This window comes from Streptomyces sp. CB09001, from assembly GCF_003369795.1.
Classification (GTDB): Bacteria; Actinomycetota; Actinomycetes; order Streptomycetales; family Streptomycetaceae; genus Streptomyces.
The window spans coordinates 6,900,548-6,921,499 of record NZ_CP026730.1; the positions used below are offsets into that span (position 1 = coordinate 6,900,548).

Sequence of the window (20,952 nt, forward strand, 5' to 3'; positions counted from 1 at the left end):
GCTCGCAGGGCCGGCGCGCGAGCGCACGGGCGCCTGCGGCGACAGCCTCGGTGCCTCGGACCCGGAACGGGGTTCGAGGCAGCGGGGTTCGTGCGTGTCAGCCGGTGACCGGATCCAGCATGCGGCTGCGCTCACCGCTCCACGAGACCGCCAGCGCGTCGCGGGCACGCGTGCACGCCACGAACAGCAGGCAGTGCTCGGCCAGCAGATCCGACTGGTGCTGGACGGGATCGGCCTCGGCCGGTGTCACCTGCGGCGCGAACGGCAGCACACCGGACGTCACACCCACCACGGCCACGCACCGGAACTCCAGCCCCTTCATCGCGTGCATGGTGGCCACCCGCACACCGGACACGTCCGGCCCGGGGTTGTCCTTGACCGCCACCGCCGGGACACGCTCCCGGCGCAGCCGCGTGATGACCGCGTCGACCAGTGTGTTGAACCGGGCGCACACCGCCACCTCGGACGGCTTGACCCCGTCCTGCTCGATCCAGGTGCGCACCTGCTCCACCAGCGCCCGCAGTTCCTCGTCCTGGCTGCCGTATCCGCGTGCCGCCGGGGTGCGGCCGTGCAGCTGGGACCGGTAACCGCGCAGGGAGTCCCGGCCGCCGTCATCGTCGTCGTCCTCGCCGAGCTGGCCCACCGGCTGACCGTCGAGCAGAGACGCGGACCAGCGCAGGATCTCCTCCGTACTGCGGTAGTTGAGGCGGAGCCGGGAGGTGCGTCCCCGGACGTTGACGCCCAGCGAGCGCAGCGAGACGCGGGAGTCGTAGATGCGCTGATGGGGGTCGCCGACCAGGAACATGTCGTCGGCCTGGACGGCGACGCAGGCGCGCAGTACGCGCCACTGCGCCGGATGCAGGTCCTGCGCCTCGTCCACGACGACATGGCGGTAGCGCGGTGCTCGTTCGGCGAGGATGCGTGCCGCCTGGTCGCACAGCTGCGTGTACGTCGCCGAGTCGCGTGAGGCGAGGTCCGCCGTGAACCGTTCCATCACCCGCCACAGCCGGGCCCGTTGCACCCGCCCCACCTGGGTGCCGCGGCCCCGCCGTACACAGCGCAGGTACTCCTCGGGTGTGCGCAGGCCCTGCGCCAGGACGACGTTGCGGAACTCCTGGGACAGGAACTGCTCCGTCCAGGGCAGCTCCTCGCGTGCGACGGCGCGGGTCCAGGCGCTCTTCTCGGCGGCGGCCGACAGAGGCTTCGGGGAACCGCCCTTCGCCTCCCGGACGGCCCGCGCGGCGAGCGAGTCCACCGTCGTGACGTCGACGCGCTCCAGCAGGTGCGCGTCCGCGTCACCGAGCAGCAGCGCGAGGCTGTCCCGCAGGGCGGCCGCCATGGCGTTGGTGAACGTGGTCAGCAGGATCCGGTCGCCCTCGCGGCCGGTGCGCAGCAGATGGCGTACGCGGTGCAGGGCGACCACCGTCTTGCCGGTGCCAGGGCCGCCGGTGACCTGGGCGGGACCGTTGAAACCGGGGTGGTAGGCGTAACGGCGCTGGGCGGGGTGGAGGAAGATGCGCCAGCGGGTGAGGTCCTCGGTGAGGATGCGTTCCAGCTCGCCGGGGCCCGTCACCTCCACGATGCGGTTGGGCGTGTTGAGGATCGCCTCGGTGAGCGTGACCGCCGGCCGGTCCTCGGCCGTGCGCACGGTCTGCCCGCGCGGGGCGATCAGCTGCTCCCAGACGTCCTCGGGGGAGTGGCCGTCGGCCAGGAACCACAGTGCCTCGTACTGGTCGCCGGGCATCATGGGCGGCGCCATGACGGTCAGGTCGTCGACCGTGACGCAGACGCGGGCCAGCCGCAGCACCTGGTCGTCGATGCCGAGGTCGCGCAGGACGGTGTCGGAGTGTGCGTCGAAGAGGCGGCTGGGGGTGGTGTCCGCCTTGGTCCCGAAGTAGGTCTCCATCTGCTCGAGGGCCTCGACGTTGCGCACCTCCAGGCCGCCGGTGGCGCCGTTGACGGAGTAGGTGCGTTTGCAGGCCCAGTTGATCGCCTCGTCGTGCGGGGCGACCCGAAGAAGCGTGAACAGATCACTGCCGTCGTCGGGGGCCAGGAGGACACCCCGGTAGAACTTGGTGATGCGGATGGTGCGGATCCGGGGGTCGCGGGCCCGCTCGAGCTTCTCCAGGTGCATGCCCTTGCTCGCGTGGAGTTGGGGGACGGTCATGCTCCCGAACATCTGGATCGCGTCGCTGACTTCCTTCTGGACCGGTCTCTGCAGGGAGACGAGGTCCACGACGAAGTCGTCGGAGAGAGCGAGTCGGGGCATCGGCATCCTCGGTGACGGACGGGCGGCGGTCGGGACCAGCCTAGAGACTCAAGCCGGCCGAAGCGACGGAGCACCGGATACGCATTGTGTGAACTGAGTCAACGGGTCTAGGCTTCGTGTTCTGCCCCACGTAGAATTTCCCTCCTGCTCCATCGGATTCGTCCGGAAGGACCCACCGCATGCCGGCCCAGCCTGCCCAGGCCGCTGTCCCGCACCCGCTCGACGAAGTGCCCCAGACCTTTCGTGCCGGGGACTCCTACGAGGTGCGGGACGGACTCGTGACCTACGTCCGCCGCGATCTGCTGGGCCCCTGGGACGGAGAGACCGAGACCCTGCCGAGCGCCTCCTCCGGGCCGCGCGACCGGTATCTCGTGGGCATGCTCGGTCCACGGCCCCAGACCGGCACCGCCGACCGGATCGCCCTCGTGGCCGCCCAGAGCGCGGACGGAGAGTCCGGCGACGAGCAGGAGGGCGACGACACCGAGCTGCAGGACCGGCTGACCCCGCAGGCCGCCGGCCACATCTGGGCCTCCTCCATGGGTCTGTCCTTCACGGTCCCCGCCTCCGTCGGCACGCTCAGCGTCACCGTCCGCTGGGGCCGCTACACCCAGTCCGAGGAGGCCACCGACCGCGGCACGACCCGCAGGGTCTGGTCGCGCGAGCCGGTCGAGCACCCGGTGGACATCGACGTGACGGGTGCGACGGACCACACCGTCGGGCTCGAAGGGGGAGAGGTCGTCCTCGACGTGCAGGTGCGCCGGCACACCGGCCGGGCCGGCACCGAGGACCTCCGGGTCGTCGAACTGGCCCTGGTGAACCGCCAGGAGGACAGCCGCGATGCCCGCGACGCCCGCTGGCTCTTCCAGACGGAGATCGACGTCACCGCCTTCCCGAACGACCAGGCGGCGGTGTTCTTCCCGGTCGACGACCCGCTCGACCCCGCCAACCGCGGCAACGGCGCCGAGGACGCCGAGGAGCGCAGGCTCCGGCTCCTCTACCGCGACAGCCTCAGCCACGCCAAGGGCCGCAACGCCGCGGTGCACGCGCAGGTGCGCGACGGCGAACGCAACGCGCACCGCCTCACGACCACCTGGCTGCCGGAGTACGACGTCCCGGCCACCACGGCACCGACCGCGGGGGAGCAGGACCTGCTCCGCGGGCTCGAACTCGGCATGGACGAACTCGCGGCACTCGCGGTGCCCTCCCGCCGGGCCGAACTGAGCGCCGCCCTCGCCCCGCTCGCCGACGGCTACGGCACCTGGCTCGAACAGCAGCGCGCCAAGGCCCGTTCGCTCCCCGACGACCTGCGCGCCTCGGCCGACGTCGCCATCGACCAGGCACTGGACATCTGCGACCGTATAACGCTCGGCATCGACCGGCTCGTGGCCGACGACACCGCCCTGAAGGCGTTCCGGTTCGCCAACCGGGCCATGGCTCTCCAACGCCGCAACACCGCGATCGCCACCGCCCGCGCCGGCCGCGAGGACGACCACGCCTCCTACCGGGAGGCCTACGACCAGATCCACGCCCAGGGCAAGCAGGCCGCCAGCTGGCGCCCCTTCCAGCTCGCCTTCGTCCTGCTGAACCTCGACTCCCTCGGCAGGCCCGGGCACCCCCACCGCGGCACCGGCCGCGAGGCACTCGTCGACCTGCTGTTCTTCCCGACCGGTGGCGGCAAGACCGAGGCATATCTCGGCCTCGCCGCGTACACGTTCGCGCTGCGCCGTCTGCAGGGCACGATCGGCTCCGGCACGGAGGCACGCAGCGGTGAGGCGGGTGTCGGCGTCCTCATGCGCTACACCCTGCGCCTGCTGACCGCCCAGCAGTTCCAGCGTGCCGCCGCCCTAGTCAGTGCCTGCGAAGTGCTGCGCCGCGAGGAGTTCGCCCAAGACGTCCGCTGGGGCGCCACCCCGTTCCGTATCGGGCTGTGGGTGGGGACCTCCGTCTCGCCCAACTGGTTCGGCGAGGCCAAGGACCAGATCGCCGAGGCCCGGGAGAACGCGAGCGACAAACACGCCCGCGTCCTGCAGGTCCTCACCTGCCCGTGGTGCGGAACCGGCCTGACCGCCCGCTCCCACATGGAGTACGACGAAGGTCGGCGCCGCGTCCTGCTGTACTGCCCGCGCGGGGAGGGGGAGGACCGCTGTCCCTTCTCCCGGCGAGCATCACCCGGCGAGGGCATCCCCGTGCTCACGGTCGACGAGGAGATCTACCGGCTCGCCCCGTCTTTGTTGATCGCCACCGTGGACAAGTTCGCCCAGCTGCCCTGGAACGGGTACGGCGGCCTGCTGTTCGGCAGGGTCACCGAGCTGTGCCCGCGCCACGGCTACCGCCACGACGACCTCGACGCCAAGACCGGCTGCGGCAGTCGTCACAACGCCAGGGGAGACCTGCCCGGTGTCACCGCACAGCCGGTGACGCGCCTGCGTCCCCCGGACCTGATCATCCAGGACGAGCTGCACCTGATCTCCGGCGCCCTCGGCACCACCGTCGGCCTCTTCGAATCCGCCGTCGACCAGCTTTGCACCTGGAGCGTCACCGACGCCCAGGGGCGACGCCACGAGACCGCGGCCAAGATCGTCGCTTCCACCGCGACCACCAAGCGGGCCGCCGACCAGGTGCTGGGCGTCTTCGGACGCAAGGTCGCCGTCTTCCCGCCCCAGGTCCTCGACGTCGGCGACACGTTCTTCTCCCGGCAGGTCGAGCTGAGCCGCGCCAACCCCGGCCGGCGGTACCTGGGCGTGTGCGCGCACGGCACCCGCCTCAAGGCCGCCGAGATCCGGGTCGCCGAGATCCTGCTGCTGGCCGGACAGCAGCTCTTCGACGACTACGGCAAGCCGGCCGACCCGTACATGACCCTGGTCGGCTACTTCAACGCGACACGTGAACTCGCCGGCATGCGGCGCTACATGGACGACGACATCACGACCCGAGTACGCTCCAACGGCAGCCGCCGGGGCCAGAACACACTGGCCGACCGCATCGTGGGCCGCACCGGCATGCTCGGCATCCAGGAACTGACCTCACGCATCTCTTCCTCCGACATCGGCGCCGCACTCAAGCGCCTGGAGACCGGCTTCGACCCCGAGCGGGACACCTCCGACCGGCGACGCGCCTTCCTGCGGGAGTACGCGGTCGCCGCGAAGGAGAAGCGGGAACCCCGGGCTGCCATGACGCCGCTCGCCCGGCAGGCGGTGGACGCCGTCCTCGCCACCTCCATGCTCCAAGTAGGCGTAGACGTCTCCCGGTTCGGCCTGATGCTGGTCGTCGGTCAGCCCAAGAACACCGCCGAGTACATCCAGGCGTCCTCGCGTGTCGGCCGTGACGCCTCGCGCCCCGGTCTCGTCGTCACCCTCTACAACTGGTCCCGCCCCCGCGACCTCGCCCACTACGAGGACTTCGAGCACTACCACGCCACCTTCTACCGTCAGGTCGAGGCACTCTCCGTCACCCCGTTCACCCGCCGGGCCCTCGACCGGGGCGTCGCCGCCACCTACGTGGCGGCGCTGCGTCAGGCGGCGCACGACACCTCGCGCAACCTGGACGCTCACCAGGTGGACCTCGACGGACCCCTGGCCAGGGACGTGGAACGCCGACTGCTGGAACGTGCGGAACGGGTGGGCGGGGACCTCCCCCGTCAGTACCTGAGCGAACGGCTGGACCGGCTGAAGGACGAGTGGCGCCGCAAGCGGGACGAGAACAGCGCGGCTCTCGGCTACCGCAAGGAGAAGCACAAGACCACCGTCGTCAACGGGCTGCTCCGACGGGCGGACGGATCCCGCTGGACCGAACTGACCGTCGGCATGTCGATGCGCGAGACGGAGAACGAGATCAACCTTCTGCTGCCCGGCGGCGGCACCTTCCTCGAAGACCCCTCGGGCGGTGGCCCGGACTGGAACTTCGGAGCGGCCGGCACGGACGCCGGCACCGACGCCGAGACCGACCGCGACCTGGCGGCCACCGTGGACAGCGACGAGTACGGACCCACCACCGCGGGCACGCCCAGGAAGGCACAGCGATGACCACTTGGAGCAACCGCAGGGTCGGAGCCGTCCGCCCCAGCCACCTTATGTTCACCGCCGGTGTCGGCTCCCTCGTCGACCTGCCGAACTTCTCCGTCCTGGTCAGGGGACTCGACGCCTGGAGCTACTCCGGCATCACCGACTACGACATCGACGAGCCCCGGCTGCGCGCCGCCGTCAACCGCTCGCTCCAGCGCTACGGGCGCGGACAGATCGAGCAGTTGCGCGCCGCCCCCTGGCTGGAGGGCGCGGACACGGACCCCAGGGGCTGGGCGGCGCAGGGAGTCGGAGTGCCCGCCGCACCGTTTCCGCAGTGGCTGCGCTGCACCGCCTGCAACGTCCTCGCCGCCATCGACTCCGACGAGTTCACCTTCCTCAACGCCAACCCTCGTGCGCCGCACGAGGCCAAGTTCGTCCACGACTGCAAGCGGGGCAAGCCCCCGCTCGCCGTGGCCGCCCGCTTCACCCTCGTATGCACGGCAGGCCACCTCGACGAGTTCCCCTACACCCCGTACGTCCACCACGGGCAGGCCTGCGGCAAGATCCCCAGGCCCAAGCTGCGCATGAAGGACCACGGCGGTAACCAGGCCGCCAACGTCACCATCGAATGCGTCGCCTGCGGCGCCAAGCGCAACATCCGCGAGGCCATGGGCGAACGAGGGCGCCGCCACCTGCCCCACTGCCGCGGCCGCCATCCGCATCTGGGCACCTACGCACCGAACGGCTGCGACCAGAACCCGGTGCTGATGGTCGCGGGCGCCTCCAACCAGTGGTTCCCGCTCACCCTCAGCGCGCTCGCGCTGCCCAAGGGACAAGGCGGCGACATCGACAAGCTGCTCGACGATCACTGGCCGGAGCTCGAGAAGGTGGAGGACCGGAGCGAGCTCGCCTTTATGGCGCGTCTGCCCCAGTTCGGATTCCTGAAGGAGTTCGACGCCGACGCCGTCTTCGCGGCGGTCGCGGCCCGCAAGCAGGGGGCCGAGGGGCCGGCCCCTTCCGCCCCCGACGTCCAGGCCGACCTCTTCCGCCCCGAATGGGACGCCCTGTCCGGTCCGATCCCCCCGCCCAGTGACGACTTCGCCCTCAGGCCCGTCCCCGTCCCGGCCCCGCTGGGCGAACTCTTCTCGGACGTCCGCCAGGTCGAGCGGCTGCGCGAGGCGCGCGCCCTGATCGGCTTCACCCGGCTCGACGCCCCCGATCCCGAGTCACCGGAGATCGCCACCCGCGTCGACCTGTCGCGGGGCACACAGAACTGGGTGCCGGCCAGCGAGGTCCGCGGGGAGGGGATCTTCCTGCGGGTGCGGGACGACCTCATGGCCCAGTGGGCGGCGCGCATGGAGAAGTCGCCACAGATGGAGGCGCACCGGGAGGCCTACGGCCGGTTCCGCACCAACCGGAAGTCGGACCGCAAGACGAGTGACTTCGATCCCTTCCACGGCTGGCCCGGTGCTCGCTACATCGCCCTGCACACCCTGTCCCACCTGCTGATCCGCACCATCGCCCTCGAATGCGGTTACAGCTCGGCCTCCCTGGCCGAACGGATCTACGCCGGCGACGAACAGAACCCGAGGACGGGGATCCTGATCTACACCTCCGTCCCGGACTCGGAGGGCACCCTCGGTGGCCTGGTCTCCCTGGCCGAGGAACGCGAGTTCGACCGGATCGTCCGCCGGGCCCTGGCCGACGCCGGGCACTGCTCGGCCGATCCGCTCTGCTCGGAGCGTCTGCCCCACGACCCGGGCGACTACCTCCACGGGGCGGCCTGCCACGTCTGCCTCTTCGTCTCCGAGACCACGTGCGAGCGTGCCAACCGGTTCCTCGACCGCCGCTTCCTCGTCCCGCTGTCCGGGGACAAGGAGCAGATACTGACACCGGTCGGTCTGCTGCCGTGAGCCGGCGCGAGTTCGAGGCCGCCGCGGAGTCCGCCGTCGCCGTCCTCGGCCTGTCCCGGGGCAAGGACCTCGCCGGACTGCTGGCACGGCGAGGCAGCAAGGAGCGGGCCCTGACCGAACTCACCACACCGGGGGCCGCCGCGGTCGTGGCGGAGTTGTACGACGCGCTGGAGGGAGACTCGGTGCCGCTCGCCGAGGCAGCCGCCTACGTGCGGGGCTATGTGGCGGCCATGCTGCGTGCCCGGGACGAGGTGCGCGTCCGCACCGTGTGGAGCGGCCCCTCCACGCCGGGCGTACCGGTGCGGGCGACCGCCCAGGTGCTGGTCGACGTCATCGACGAGGCCCATGACGAGCTGCTGGCCATGACCTATGCGGCCCGCCCGTATCCGGCTCTGACACGGGCTCTCACAGCAGCCGCGGAACGGGGCGTGCGGATCCACGTCGTGGTCGAGACGCTGTCCGGCGCAAAGGGACTGCTCAGGGGCCGGGAGCCCGCCGAGGCGTTCACGACCGTTTCCGGACTGAGCCTGTGGCACTGGGCCCGGGACCCGGACGGCCACCCTCACTCGCGCCAGCACGCCAAGCTCGCGGTGGCCGACCGCCGTACGTTGTTCCTGGGCAGCGCCAATCTGACCGAGTCCGCGGCCCACCGCAACATCGAGGCGGGAGTGCTGGTGAGCGGTGGCGAAGCACCACGACGGGCGGCAGAGCACATCGTCGAGCTGCAACGTCTGGGCGCGCTGAAGCCGTTGCGGCCGTGAGCAACCGTGCGGCATGACGTGTGGGGCCACCGGCGATCGCTGACGGCCCCACGTCGGAGGATTCCTCCGGCCTACTTCAGATAGGGGCCGTCCGTCCCGATCTTCCCGGGACCGTCCAGGACGTACACCCGCAGATTGCCCTTGCCGGGGGCGGCGACGGTGAGCCGGCCGTCAGTGACGGTTCGGGTGTCTCCGGTGACCGCGTCCCGGTACGTGCCGTTGGGGATGCCGCTGTAGGTGGCGCCGCCCGAGACGGTGACGAGGGCGAAGCTGTCCGTGCCGCCGTCGGTGTAGCGCCGTTTGAAGGCCATGTCGCCGGTGATGCCGTCCGTGGAGTACTGGCCCATCTGGAGGGCGGGGACGGCACGGCGGATCTGGTTGAGCCGCTGCACGTGCTTGACCAGGGGCTGTGCCAATGTTGTGGCGACGGCGCCGGTGGCCGAGTCGACCCGGGAGAAGTCGGAGGCCGTCACGTCACCGGCGAGGTGGTCGCCGTAGTAGGCGCGGCCCGTCGTGGCGAGGGGGCAGGTGGGGCCGCAGTCGATCTTCTTGCCCTTCTGGAACTCGATCTCCGAGCCGTAGTAGAGGGTGGGGATGCCGCGAAAGGTCCACATCAGGGACATGTTCTCGGCCCAGGCGTCGGTGCCGCCCGTGTAGCGCTCGCTGCTCTTGTTCGGGCCGTAGTCGTGGCTGTCGACGTAGACGACGTCGTACGTGGCGTCGTTGTAGCTGTCGTCGGAGTCCTTGCCGTTGTGGAAGGCGTTGCTCGCGTCGCCGAAGTTCATGTGCATGCGCATGTCGATGACGTTCATGCCGGAGAAGCGGCTGTGGTCCGGGGTGTGGTAGCTGTTGCCGTCCAGGAAGGCGTTCGTGGACGTCGGCTGGTTGCCCGTGCCCTGCTGCTGCTCGTACTCGTACATCTCCAGCGCGGCCTTCTCGTCGTCGGCGCTGTACTCCCTGCGCTCCTTCCACGTGTAGAACTGCGCCGAGTGGTTCACCGAGCCGCGGTTCCACTTGTCGTTGACGAAGGCGGCGACCTCGCCGAAGACGAAGAAGTTCGCCGCGGCCTCGGCGCCGTGCTGCTGGGCGACGCGCTCCTGGATCGCCGGCAGGAAGCGGCGGTTCCAGGTGGTGCGCGGGATGTGCACGGCCGTGTCGACGCGGAAGCCGTCGACGCCCATGTCGATGTACTTGTCGTAGGCGCCGATGAGGTAGTTCTGCACTTGCGGATTCTCGGTGTTGAAGTCGGCGAGGTCCTCGTGCAGCCAGCAGGAACGGGAGTCCTCGCCCTCCCAGTTGCCGATCCAGCAGTCGTGGTAGAGCGCCTTGGGGAACATGCCGGACGTCGGGCTGGGCCACTGGCAGTTGTAGAGGGTGTAGCCCTCGGGGCTCTTGGCGCCGGTCGGCTTGCCCCAGTCCACGCAGGTGTTGCCACTCGGCTCGGTGGTGGACCACAGGTCGCCGTTGTAGTAGGACTTGCCGCTCTTGGGTTCGACGGTCAGGCCGTCGTACTCGAAGCCGGGCTGCTTCTCGTCGTAGTACCAGCTCCACTGGGAGTCGCGCACCCCGTAGACCGTCGGGGTGAACAGGCCCTTGGCGCCCCAGCGGGAGGAGTGGTTGTAGACGACGTCCTGGTAGATCTTCATGCCCTTGGCGTGGGCCGCGTTGATGAGGTCCTGGTAGGAGGCGCCGGCGGACTCCAGGCGCGGGTCGACCTGGTAGAAGTCGTAGCCGTGGTAGCCGTGGTAGTCGTAGTCCGAGCGGTTGAGGACCACGGGTGTGATCCACACGGCGGAGAAGCCGAGGCCTTTGATGTAGTCGAGCTTGTTCACCAGGCCCTTGAAGTCGCCCCGGAACATGGGGTCGTCGTTCGCCGCGTTGCCGGACCTCTCGTGCTGGCTGCCGCCGCGGTTGTTGGAGCTGTCGTCGTCGTTGAAGCGGGCGGTGAGGACGAAGTAGATCGGGTCCTTGCGGGGATCGGTGGCCAGGGGCTTGCCCGCCGCGGGTGCCGGCGGTTTCGTGCCGGTGGTGGCGATCGCGGCGGCGGAGGCCGCGGAGACGTTGCCCGCGGCGTCCGTCGCCCTGACGGTGAAGGTGTAGGTGGTCCTCTCCTCCAGGCCGGTGTCGGAGAAGACGGTGGAGCCGACGTCGCTCACGACCTCGCCCCCGGTGCCGCCGCTGCGGGTCACCTGGTACTTGGCGACGCCTGTGTCGTCGGTGGACGGCTCCCAGGTCAGCACGACGGACACGCCGTCGGCCTGTGCCTCCACCCCGGCGGGCACGGTCGGCGCCTGGGTGTCGGGCGCTTCCCCGGCGCACGGGTCGTCGGCGTCGGCGGTGACCGTGTTGTCGGCGACGGTGGTGACGCCGGCCGGCAGGGTGTAGTCGGCGCCCTTGTTGTTGTCCCACACTCCGTTGCCGTTGTTGAAGGCGGCCGTCATCGAGGTGGCCGCGCCCAGGTCGACGTCCTTCTTCCACCAGCCCGCGCAGGCGGCCCGCATGCCGACGCCGGGGACGGCGGTCCAGGAGCCGCCCGCGGGCCGGTAGTGGATGTTGGCGGTGGTCCAGCCGAGGGTGCGGGTGGAGTAGTAGACGGTGGCCAGGTTGCCGTCCCCCGGTGCCGGGCCGGGATCCTGGGCCCCGTCGCAGGGGTCGGAGTGCGCGATCACGCCGTCCTTGACCGTGATGGCGCCGGTGCCGAGGGCGTAGTTCGCGCCCCCGTTGTTGTCCCAGGTGCCCGAGCCGTTGTTGAAGGTGGCCCGCAGCCCCTCGGCGCTGCCCAGGGGGACCGTCCGCTTCACCCAGTCCGGGCACGCGGCCTCCATCGCCACGCCGGGGACCTCGGTCCAGGAACCGCCGTCGGGTGCGTAGTGCAGGTTATACCGGTCCCAGTTCTTCGTCTTCGTGTAGTAGAAGACGGTCGCCGTGTTTCCGGCCTCGGCTGCCGCCGCGGCGGAGTCTGTGGCGGGGGAGGCGGTGGGGGAGATGGCGGGTGGGGCGGGCGCCACCGACAGGACGGCGCCGACGGTGACGGCCGCGGCCAACGGCCGTCCGAGCCACCGCATACGGATGCGTCTCGTGCGTCTCGTGCGTCTCATGCGTGTCTCCGGGGAGGCGGGCGAAGCAGCGGGCGGGCGATCGAACGCGACGGGCTTGAAAGGGTGAACGGAAAGTTGCAGAAATCTCTTACGGCAGCCGGAAGGTACCCGTACGCGGCGACGTCGTAAAGAGGTCGCGCTTCAACTTTCCGGCGTGCGGGAGGGGTTGACCGTGGTTGAAGGCCGCCCGTACGGTCACGACCGCAACCGCTTGCAGCATTCTTGCTGCAACACACTGCAAGTGCCTGCCGACTCCCCAGACTTCGTCGGCACCGCACCCGGGACACCCGCATCCTCACACGGGAGACTCCATGCACGGGAACACCAGCCCAGCGCGAAGAATCACCGCAACCGCGCTCGCCCTCACCGCCGGCGTGGCCGGCAGCCTGCTGGCCACCACGGCACCGGCCCAGGCGTCCCCACCCGGCGACAAGGACGTCACCGCGGTGATGTTCGAGTGGAAGTTCACCTCCGTCGCCCAGGCGTGCACCGACACCCTCGGCCCGGCCGGCTACGGCTACGTCCAGGTCTCACCGCCCCAGGAGCACATCCAGGGCGGACAGTGGTGGACCTCGTACCAGCCGGTGAGCTACCGGATCGCGGGCCGCCTCGGTGACCGCGCCCAGTTCAAGAGCATGGTCGACACCTGCCACGCGGCCGGGGTGAAGGTCGTCGCCGACTCGGTCGTCAACCACATGTCGGCAGGTAACGGCACGGGCACCGGCGGCTCGTCGTACACCAAGTACGACTACCCCGGCCTCTACTCGTCCAACGACCTCGACAACTGCACCTCGCAGATCAACAACTACGGCGACCGCTTCAACGTCCAGGAATGCGAACTGGTCGGCCTCGCGGACCTGGACACCGGCGAGGACTACGTCCGGGGGAAGATCGCCGGCTACCTCAACGACCTGCTGTCCCTCGGCGTCGACGGCTTCCGCATCGACGCCGCCAAGCACATGGCCGCCGCCGACCTGGCCGACATCAAGTCCCGGCTCAGCGACCCGAACGTCTACTGGAAGCACGAGGCGATCTACGGCGCGGGCGAGGCCGTGTCCCCGGCCGAGTACGTCGGCAGCGGCGACGTACAGGAGTTCCGCTACGCACGCGACCTCAAGCGCGTCTTCAACGGCGAGAACCTCGCCTACCTGAAGAACTTCGGCGAGGCCTGGGGCTACCTGCCCTCGGACAAGGCCGCCGTCTTCGTCACCAACCACGACACCGAGCGCAACGGCGAGACCCTCACCTACAAGGACGGCGCCACCTACACCCTGGCGCACGTCTTCATGCTGGCCTGGCCGTACGGCAGCCCCGACGTCCACTCCGGCTACGAGTTCAGCGACCACGACGCGGGCCCGCCGAGCGGCGGTCAGGTGAACGCCTGTTACAGCGACGGATGGAAGTGCCAGCACGCCTGGCGCGAGATCTCCTCGATGGTCGGCCTCCGCAACACCGCACGCGGCCAGGGGGTGACCGACTGGTGGGACAACGGCGGGGACCAGATCGCCTTCGGCCGCGGCTCCAAGGCGTACGTCGCCATCAACCACGAGGGCACCTCACTGACCCGTACGTTCCAGACCTCGCTGCCCGCGGGGGACTACTGCGACGTCCAGACGGGCAAGGGCGTCACGGTCGACGGGGCAGGCCGGTTCACCGCCACCCTGGGCGCCAACACCGCCGTGGCCCTGCACGTCGGCGCCCGCACCTGTGACGGCGGCGGCGATCCCGGCGACCCCGACCCGGTGTCCTCCGGCGTGTCCTTCGCGGTCGACGCCACCACCAGCTGGGGCCAGAACATCTACGTGACCGGCAACCGGCCGGAACTGGGCAACTGGAACCCGGGCAGCGCCCTCGAACTCGACCCGGCCGCCTACCCGGCGTGGAAGGGCGACGTCGAACTCCCCGAGGGCACGACCATCGAGTACAAGTACCTCCGCAAGGACGGGGCGGGCAACGTGACCTGGGAGAGCGGCGCCAACCGCACCGCGACGGTGAACACCACGAAGACCGCTCTCAACGACACCTGGCGCAACTGAGCACTGCCCGGTGAACAGTTGCGTGTGAGCAAGCCGACACACGTGGGGAGACCGGGTGGGCCGTTCGGGGGAAGGTAATGTGTTCAAGACCCGAACGGCCCACCGCGCGACCCGCGGTGGCGACCGCGGCGGCAGCCGTCCGTCCGGTCCGCCCGCACGCGACCTCTGAGAGTGGAGCTCATGAACGTGTCGACCGGCGGCAGACGGTTACGGAGTCGGGGCACCACAGCAGCCCTCGTCTGCGCGATCATCCTGTTGCCCGGCCCCGGTTACGCGGCCCCGGGCGACCCCGACCCGCACGCCGACCAGTCGATCGAGGACATCCGCGACGAACTGGACGGCCTCTACCGTGAGGCGGAAGTGGCCACCGAGGCCTACAACGCCGCGAACGAGAATGCGGCCAAACAGGAGAAGCGCCTGACGACCCTCCGCAAGGACCTCACCCGTGCCGAGAAGCGGGTGAAGGACCTGCGCGACCTCGCCGGCGCGGCCGCCCGGACCCAGTACCGCGGGGGCGATCTCGCCGCCACCGGCATCCAGTTGCTGCTCGGGGACCACCCGGAACAGGCTCTCGACGAGGCATCCCAGGCCCGCCAGGCCATGCGCGGCCTGGTCAACGTCTCCGAGACCCAGAAGACCGCCCGCGAGGCACTGGGCGAGCAGACCGAGGCCGCCTCGAAGGAACTGCTGGAGCTGAAGAGCAGCCGTGCGGACAAGGCCGCGGCGAAGCAGAAGATCGAGAAGAAGATCGCCTCCGCCGAGCGGATCGAGGCCGGACTCGAGGAGGAACAGACCCGCAGGCTGGCCGCGTTGGAAAACCAGCGCACCCGGGAGGCCGAGGCCAGGTGGACGGAGTCCGGCGGCTCCTCCGGCGGTTCTTCGGGGAAGAGCAAGGGCAAGGGGCGGGCGCCGGGCGGCGGGACGCGGGTGAGCGGAGCGGCCGGGCAGGCCGTGGGCTTCGCGATGGCGCAGATCGGCAAACCGTACGTGTGGGGCGCGGTGGGCCCGTCCTCGTACGACTGCTCCGGACTCACCTCCGCCGCCTGGGCGGCGGCCGGGCACCCCATTCCCCGCACCTCGCAGGCACAGTGGGGCGGCCTGACCCGCGTCAGCCTGTCCTCGGCCCGCCCCGGAGACCTGATCATCTACTACAACGACGCCACCCACGTGGGCATGTACATCGGAGGCGGACAGATCGTCCACGCACCGCGGCCCGGCCGCAACATCACCACCGCGCCGGCCGCCTCCATGCCCGTCCTCGGCGTCGTACGACCCGGAGCCTGACCGGATGACCCACTCGCTGACCCCCCGTGACGAGGGGAACCTGCCCGCACTGGCCGCCCCGCCGCTGATCCGCCTCGACGCCTACGTGGCCGAGGACGGGTCGACGGTGGTCAACGGCCACCTGCTGGAGATGGGCGGCATGCGACCGCCCAACGAGGCGATACTCGACGCCGTCGCCATGTTCGCCCGCACCCTGGGGGCCCCGGTCGCGGCCACCGTCATCGACCGCACCGTGCAACAGGTGGCGCGCCTGCGGGTCCTCCCCGACGGCTCCAGCCGGACCATCGCCGACGAGGACGACCTGCCGCCCGGGCGGGAGCGCACCGCCGCGGAGGAGGAGGCGTTCCCGCCGCTCGCCCGCGTCGAGCGCATCATCCAGCACGCGCAGCGCGAGGAGTTGCACGCCGCGTTCGTCCTCGCCAGCGCGCTGCGGGAACACCTGACCCTGCGCCGCGGTGCCGAGGACGAACTCTCCCTGGAGGCACGGGCGATCGAGGCCTACCTCGCCTACCTGCGCGGCGACCACATGCTCTCCACCGTCCTCGCGCTGACCGTCGCCCGCATCCGCTGCCGCACCGACCTGAACCGGGCCGCCCCCGACGTGGCCCGTGCCACCGCGGCATGGCAACGGCTGTGGGACGAGAGCCAGGTGGCCACCCGGGGGCAGGAACTGCTGCACATGTGGGAGCGGCTGTCCGCGGCCGGCCTGCTCCAGGAGGCGTCCCACCACGCCATGGCCCAAGCCGTGCGGACCCGGCTGGAACAAGGCGGCCGTTCCGTACCTCCGCAGTCCGAGCCCGCTGCGGCGGCCCTGCCCGCGGGCAGCGGCTCGGCCCCCACCGCCGTCGCCCCCGAGGACAAGCCCCTCAAACCCGCCCGGCGCGGCCTGCGCCGCTTCACCCGACGGGCCGGCAGGTCCCCCGGACAGTCTTCCTGAGGGCCGCCCGCCAGAGGGCGAATCCATGTCCATCATGACAGCTCAGAGGTGGATTTCGTAGGACGGACGGCACAGCCCGTCGGCCTTCCCCGACGCGTGGGCGAGGCTGACAATCGTCGTCATGCCCAAGCCCACAGAGGTCGATCAGGACAGCGTCGTGCGCGCGCGGAACATACTCCTCGCGTCCGGACGACGGACCGCACGCGAGGAGGTCGACGCCTGCCGGGTGCTCGCGCGCGTCAGCCCCGCCGCGTATCTGCCGCGGCTGGCACGCGCGCTGCGGAATCTCAGCCACGACCGCATGTACCGGGACCGCCCCGAGGACCGACTCGCCCTGTGTGAGGAAGCGGTGGCCGCCGCACGCGCCCTCGATCCGGCCCACCCCAAGTACGCCGACGTGCTGTACGACGCCCTCGACGGCTGTCAGCGCGCGCTCTACACACTCGGCCGCCGCGCCGAAGGCCTCGCCGTGCGGGCCGAGATGCTCGCCGTCGGACGGACGCGGGCCGAGTCGTCCGGCGACGGGGCGGTGTGGGGACTGTCCCCGTGGGCCACCGGACTCCTGGAGGAGGGCCGCTACGCGGAGGCGGCGGACGTGCTGTCGGAGTCCGTGGCCCGCGGACGCCCCCACGGCCCGCAGGACGGCACGTTCGCCTGGACGCTGTTGGAGTGGATCGCCGCCCTCGACGCCGCGGGCCGGTCCGACGAGGCGCTGACCGCCGTGGCGGAACTGCTCGCCGTGCTGGCGGCGGGGGCCGTGAAGGACGGGACGCGGGCCTGCCGGCTCTACGTGCTGATCCGGTATGCCCAGATGCTCGACGGCGTCCTCCGCCGGGCCGAGGCGACGGAGGTCCGTCAGGAGGCGCTCGCCCTGTTCCAGGAGCTGGCCGCCCACGGGGAGGAGGAGGCGAAGTCGTGGAGCGGATACCACGCCGCGTTCTGGGCCCTCCTGTTCTTCATGTCCGTCGCCGACAGCGAGCGACCGGCGGCCGGACAGCCCCGCCCGCCTGTCGGCACCGGGGTCCACCACTGGTCGCCCGACGTGAGGGAGCGCTACTTCCAGAGCCGTAAGAGTCTCCGGGCCGACGTGGACCGACTCGCGCTCCGCGCGGCGGACGGCCCGGACGGCCCCGACGGCCTGGCGGAACAGATCCGGCTGCACCGGATGCTCACCGTGCGCTGGGCCCTGTCCTGGGGGTGGCAGAAGGCACGGCTGCGCGAGCTGTTCGACGAGGGCGTGGCTCTGGCCCGGAACCTGCGGCGGCAGGACTCGGTCGCCGGGAGCAGGGCCCTGGCCACGGCTCTCACGAGCAGAGCCACCTTCCACGTGGCCGCCACGGAGTTCGCCGAGGCCCTCGACGACTTCCGGCAGGCCGTGGAGCTTCACCGAGGTCCTCTTCAAGCAGCCGGCCGGGTGGGCCAGGATGCAGACATGACACAGGGAATAGGTTCCGGGCTTCCGCGAGAGAGCATCGAACTGCCGGACGGCTCGGTACTGCGACGGCGCTCCCTGGTCTCCGACGACGCGTTCATCGACGCCGTCGCCGCCGACGTCGAGCATCTGGGTGAGTGGCTTCGCTGGGCCCGGCATCCGCCCACCCGCGAGGAGACCGAGCGGTTCCGCGCCGAACAGGACGCGGACTGGGACGCGGGGCGGTCCTTCGTCTACGTGCTGACCCCGCCGGACCGACTCGACCAGGTGCTCGGCGGGGGCGCGATGTTCCCGAACGGCGAGGTGGGCGTCCTGGAGATCGGCTACTGGGTCTGTTCCTCGGCCACCGGCCGCGGACTCGCCACCCGGGCCGCGGCCGCGCTGACCGAGGAGGGCCTGGGGCTCCCCGGCGTCAAGGCCGTGGAGATCCACTGCGACCAGGCCAACGCCCGAAGCGCCGCGATACCGCCCCGGATCGGGTACCGGCTGCTCCGCATCGAAGCGGACGAACCGCAGACCGCCGCGGAGGCCGGACGGAGCATGGTCTGGCGCCACGATGGCGCCTGACCCCGTCGTCGGGGTCCTTGGCCAGACAGGCGTCGACCCGGTACACGGGTCGATGCGGCCTTCGCCCCCGGACTGGCCGAGATCACGGCCCTGCGGGCGGGCATGAGGCCCGGCCGGCCCGCGCGTCAGCCGGCCAGGTCGGCGGCGCGCCGTCGCAGGGCGTTGACCAGTGGCCCGGCGGGAGCCGTGAGCCGGCCGGGCAGCGACACCAGGTCGATGCGCCGTACTTCCTCCGCGACGCCCGTGACGCCGACGAAGCGGACGCCTGGCGGGACCACGGGCAGCAGCGCCGGTGAGGCCGTGGTGACGCCCGCCCCGGCCGCGACCAGGTGCAGCTTGGTCAGCCAGTCGCGGGCGGTGTGCGCGATGCGGGGCCGGCCGGGCAGCCCCGGCCAGACGCCGAGCAGCGGCTCGTCCGTGCTGCCGGGACCGGCGATCCAGGGCTGCGCGGCGATGTCCTCGACGTCCGCGGTGCCCTGTTCGGCGAAGCGGCTGTCCGCCGGAACGGCCAGGGCCAGGCGTGTTTCCAGCAGCGGTTCGACGTGCAGGGCAGGGTCGTCCGTGTCGGGTGAGCGGTGCGGGGGCCGGGAGGTCAGGAGCGCCAGGTCGAGGGTGCCGCTGCGCAGTGCGCGCACCAGTGCGGGAGTGCTCCCCTCCCGCGTCGTCACCCGCAGACGGGAGTGTTCCCGGCGCAGTGCCGACAGGGCGTCGGCCACGAGCACCGCGCCGGCGGCGGGAAAGTACCCCAGCCGGACCCGGCCGGTGGCGTCCCGCACCCCGCGCAGTTCCCGGTCGGCCGCCTCCAGGGCGTCCAGTGCGGCGACGGCGTGGCGCAGCAGGGCGCGGCCCGCGCCGGTCGGCCGTACACCGCCGGGGAAGCGGTCGAACAGGCGGGCCCCCGCCGCCTGTTCCAGCGCGGCCATCTGACGGGAGACCGCCGACTGCGTGTAGCCGAGGCTGTGCGCGGCCGCGGTGAAGGTGCCGCGCTCGGCCACCGCACGCAGCACTCGCAGCCCGACCAGAGTCACATCGGCCATGCCCATGAGGCGACAGCATATCCACCATGCCGAACATTCGCTGTCGGAATGCCCTCCGGGCTCCTAGCGTCGGCAGCATGCCTCTGATCACCGTTTCCCTGCGGCAGGGAACCACGCCCCAGTACCGCCGCCTCGTCTCCGAGGCCCTCCACAGGTCCATGGTCGACGTGCTGAAGATCCCGCAGGACGACCAGTTCCACGTCTTCCACGAGGTCGCCGACGACAACTTCGTCATACAGCCGGTCGTGTTCGGCCTGCGGCGCACCCCGCGGACCCTGTTCATCCAGTTGGCGTTCAACCGGCGCAGCGCGGAGCAGAAGGCGGAACTGTTCCGGGCGATCGTCGCCAACCTCCGGCTGTACGCGGACGTTCCCGAGGAGGACGTCATGCTGGTGGCCTTCGAGACGGCGAGGGAGAACTGGTGGGCCGCCGGCCGCGTCGTCGACCCCGCCACCGGCTACGACGAGCGCATGACCGACGTGCCCGACCTGCCGGGCGTGTCCGAGGACCCGGGCCGGTAGGGGCCGCCGCCGCGGCTCCTCGTCAGGTGTCCGCGCCGCCGGGCGCGGCGGGAGCGCCGCCCGGCGGCGCCGTGCTCTGCCGTACGACGAGGTGGGTCGCCAGCTCGATGCGCCGGCCGGCCCGGCCGGGCTCGTCCGGACGGAACAGCATCCGGGTGGCCTCCTCGGCCATGTGCCGCAGCGGCTGGTGGACGGTGGTCAGCGGCGGGCTCGACCACTGGGCCAGCGGCACGTCGTCGTAGCCGACGACCGACAGGTCCTGAGGGACCCTCAGGCCTTTGACACGGGCCGCCTCCAGCACCCCGAGCGCCTGGAGGTCGCTGCCCGCGAAGACCGCCGTCGGCCGGCCGGGACCCGCGAGCAGGTCCATGCCGTGCTCGAAGCCGCTCTCCACGCTGTAGTCGCCGTACCGGACCAGGGCCGGGTCGATCGGCAGGCCCGCCATCGTCATCGCCGAGCGGTAGCCGTCGAGTCGGGCCAGCGAGCACAGCATGTCCTCGAACCCGGTGATGATCGCGACGCGTTCGTGCCCGTGGTCGGTGAGGTGGCGGGTGGCCGCCAGGCCCCCTGCCCAGTTCGCCGAGCCGACCGACGGAACGTCGGGGTCGGGGTCGCCGGCCGGGTCGACGATGACGAAGGGGATGTCCCAGGACCGCAGCCGCTGCTTGACCTCCGCGGGGAGCGAGGAGAAGACCAGCACGACGCCCAGCGGCCTGCGCCTGAGCACGCCTTCGATCCAGTCCGGCGCGGGCGCGTGCCGAGTACCGCTGCGGGTGAGTACGACCTCGGTCCGGTTGGCCTTGGCCACGTCCTCCACGCCCCGGACGAGTTCCATCGCCCAGACGCTGTCCAGCTCGTGGAAGACGAGTTCGACCAGCGGCGAGCGCGGCGGGCTCGTGTTGCGCCGACGGTAGCCGTGCACCTCGAGAAGCCGCTCCACCCTGGCCCTGGTGGCGCTGGAGACATCCGAACGACCGTTGAGGACCTTCGAAACTGTCGGAGGAGAGACTCCCGCCTCTTTCGCCACCTCGGCCAGGGTCACCCGGGCGCCCACCTCAACTTCATCGTGCATGCAGGAAGGATAGGCCATGCGCTC

At 71.1% G+C, this 20,952-nt stretch carries 12 protein-coding genes; 8 read left to right on the plus strand and 4 right to left on the minus strand.

Features of this window, described 5'->3' with window-relative positions:
• Window positions 1-97: 97 nt before the first annotated feature.
• Window positions 98-2,269 (minus strand): DEAD/DEAH box helicase, encoded by a 2,172-nt coding sequence (locus tag C4J65_RS31700; protein WP_115745513.1) that lies wholly within the window; start codon window positions 2,267-2,269, stop codon window positions 98-100.
• 179 nt (window positions 2,270-2,448) lie between these two features.
• Here C4J65_RS31700 and drmA point away from each other — a divergent pair, with 179 nt between their 5' ends.
• The 3 genes from drmA to drmC are packed head-to-tail and all read left to right on the plus strand — an operon-like array spanning window position 2,449 to window position 8,944.
• Window positions 2,449-6,291 carry a DISARM system helicase DrmA gene (drmA, locus tag C4J65_RS31705; protein ID WP_205351099.1) on the plus strand — a complete coding sequence of 1,281 codons (3,843 nt, stop codon included), beginning with the start codon at window positions 2,449-2,451 and terminating at the stop codon, window positions 6,289-6,291.
• Entirely contained in the window at window positions 6,288-8,183 is a 1,896-nt protein-coding gene (locus tag C4J65_RS31710; RefSeq protein WP_115745514.1) for a DUF1998 domain-containing protein, read from the plus strand. The genes drmA and C4J65_RS31710 overlap by 4 nt, the downstream gene beginning before the upstream one ends.
• Complete coding sequence (drmC, locus tag C4J65_RS31715; RefSeq protein ID WP_115745515.1) at window positions 8,180-8,944, plus strand: DISARM system phospholipase D-like protein DrmC; 765 nt, start codon at window positions 8,180-8,182, stop codon at window positions 8,942-8,944. Before C4J65_RS31710 ends, drmC begins: the two co-directional genes overlap by 4 nt.
• 71 nt (window positions 8,945-9,015) lie before the next feature.
• Here drmC and C4J65_RS31720 read toward each other — a convergent pair whose 3' ends face one another.
• Window positions 9,016-12,009, minus strand: coding sequence for a carbohydrate binding domain-containing protein (locus C4J65_RS31720; RefSeq protein WP_115745516.1), 2,994 nt, complete (start codon window positions 12,007-12,009; stop codon window positions 9,016-9,018).
• Window positions 12,010-12,353: 344 nt separating this feature from the next.
• Between C4J65_RS31720 and C4J65_RS31725 the strand changes: the two genes are divergently transcribed.
• From C4J65_RS31725 to C4J65_RS36915, 4 genes are all read left to right on the plus strand, one after another.
• Window positions 12,354-14,078 (plus strand): carbohydrate-binding module family 20 domain-containing protein, encoded by a 1,725-nt coding sequence (locus C4J65_RS31725; RefSeq protein ID WP_115745517.1) that lies wholly within the window; start codon window positions 12,354-12,356, stop codon window positions 14,076-14,078.
• Window positions 14,079-14,258: 180 nt separating this feature from the next.
• Complete coding sequence (locus tag C4J65_RS31730; protein WP_115745518.1) at window positions 14,259-15,362, plus strand: C40 family peptidase; 1,104 nt, start codon at window positions 14,259-14,261, stop codon at window positions 15,360-15,362.
• Between the two features lie 4 nt (window positions 15,363-15,366).
• Window positions 15,367-16,299: a hypothetical protein gene (locus C4J65_RS31735; RefSeq protein ID WP_115745519.1), complete on the plus strand. Its 933-nt coding sequence runs from the start codon at window positions 15,367-15,369 to the stop codon at window positions 16,297-16,299.
• A 121-nt stretch (window positions 16,300-16,420) separates the two neighbouring features.
• Window positions 16,421-18,298 (plus strand): GNAT family N-acetyltransferase, encoded by a 1,878-nt coding sequence (locus tag C4J65_RS36915; protein ID WP_240330568.1) that lies wholly within the window; start codon window positions 16,421-16,423, stop codon window positions 18,296-18,298.
• Between the two features lie 125 nt (window positions 18,299-18,423).
• Here the strand turns inward: C4J65_RS36915 and C4J65_RS31750 are convergent, their stop codons facing one another.
• Window positions 18,424-19,341, minus strand: coding sequence for a LysR family transcriptional regulator (locus tag C4J65_RS31750; protein WP_162833445.1), 918 nt, complete (start codon window positions 19,339-19,341; stop codon window positions 18,424-18,426).
• A gap of 71 nt (window positions 19,342-19,412) precedes the next feature.
• Between C4J65_RS31750 and C4J65_RS31755 the strand changes: the two genes are divergently transcribed.
• Complete coding sequence (locus C4J65_RS31755; protein WP_115745520.1) at window positions 19,413-19,856, plus strand: tautomerase family protein; 444 nt, start codon at window positions 19,413-19,415, stop codon at window positions 19,854-19,856.
• 22 nt (window positions 19,857-19,878) lie between these two features.
• Here the strand turns inward: C4J65_RS31755 and C4J65_RS31760 are convergent, their stop codons facing one another.
• Window positions 19,879-20,928, minus strand: coding sequence for a LacI family DNA-binding transcriptional regulator (locus C4J65_RS31760; protein WP_205351100.1), 1,050 nt, complete (start codon window positions 20,926-20,928; stop codon window positions 19,879-19,881).
• Window positions 20,929-20,952 lie beyond the last annotated feature (24 nt).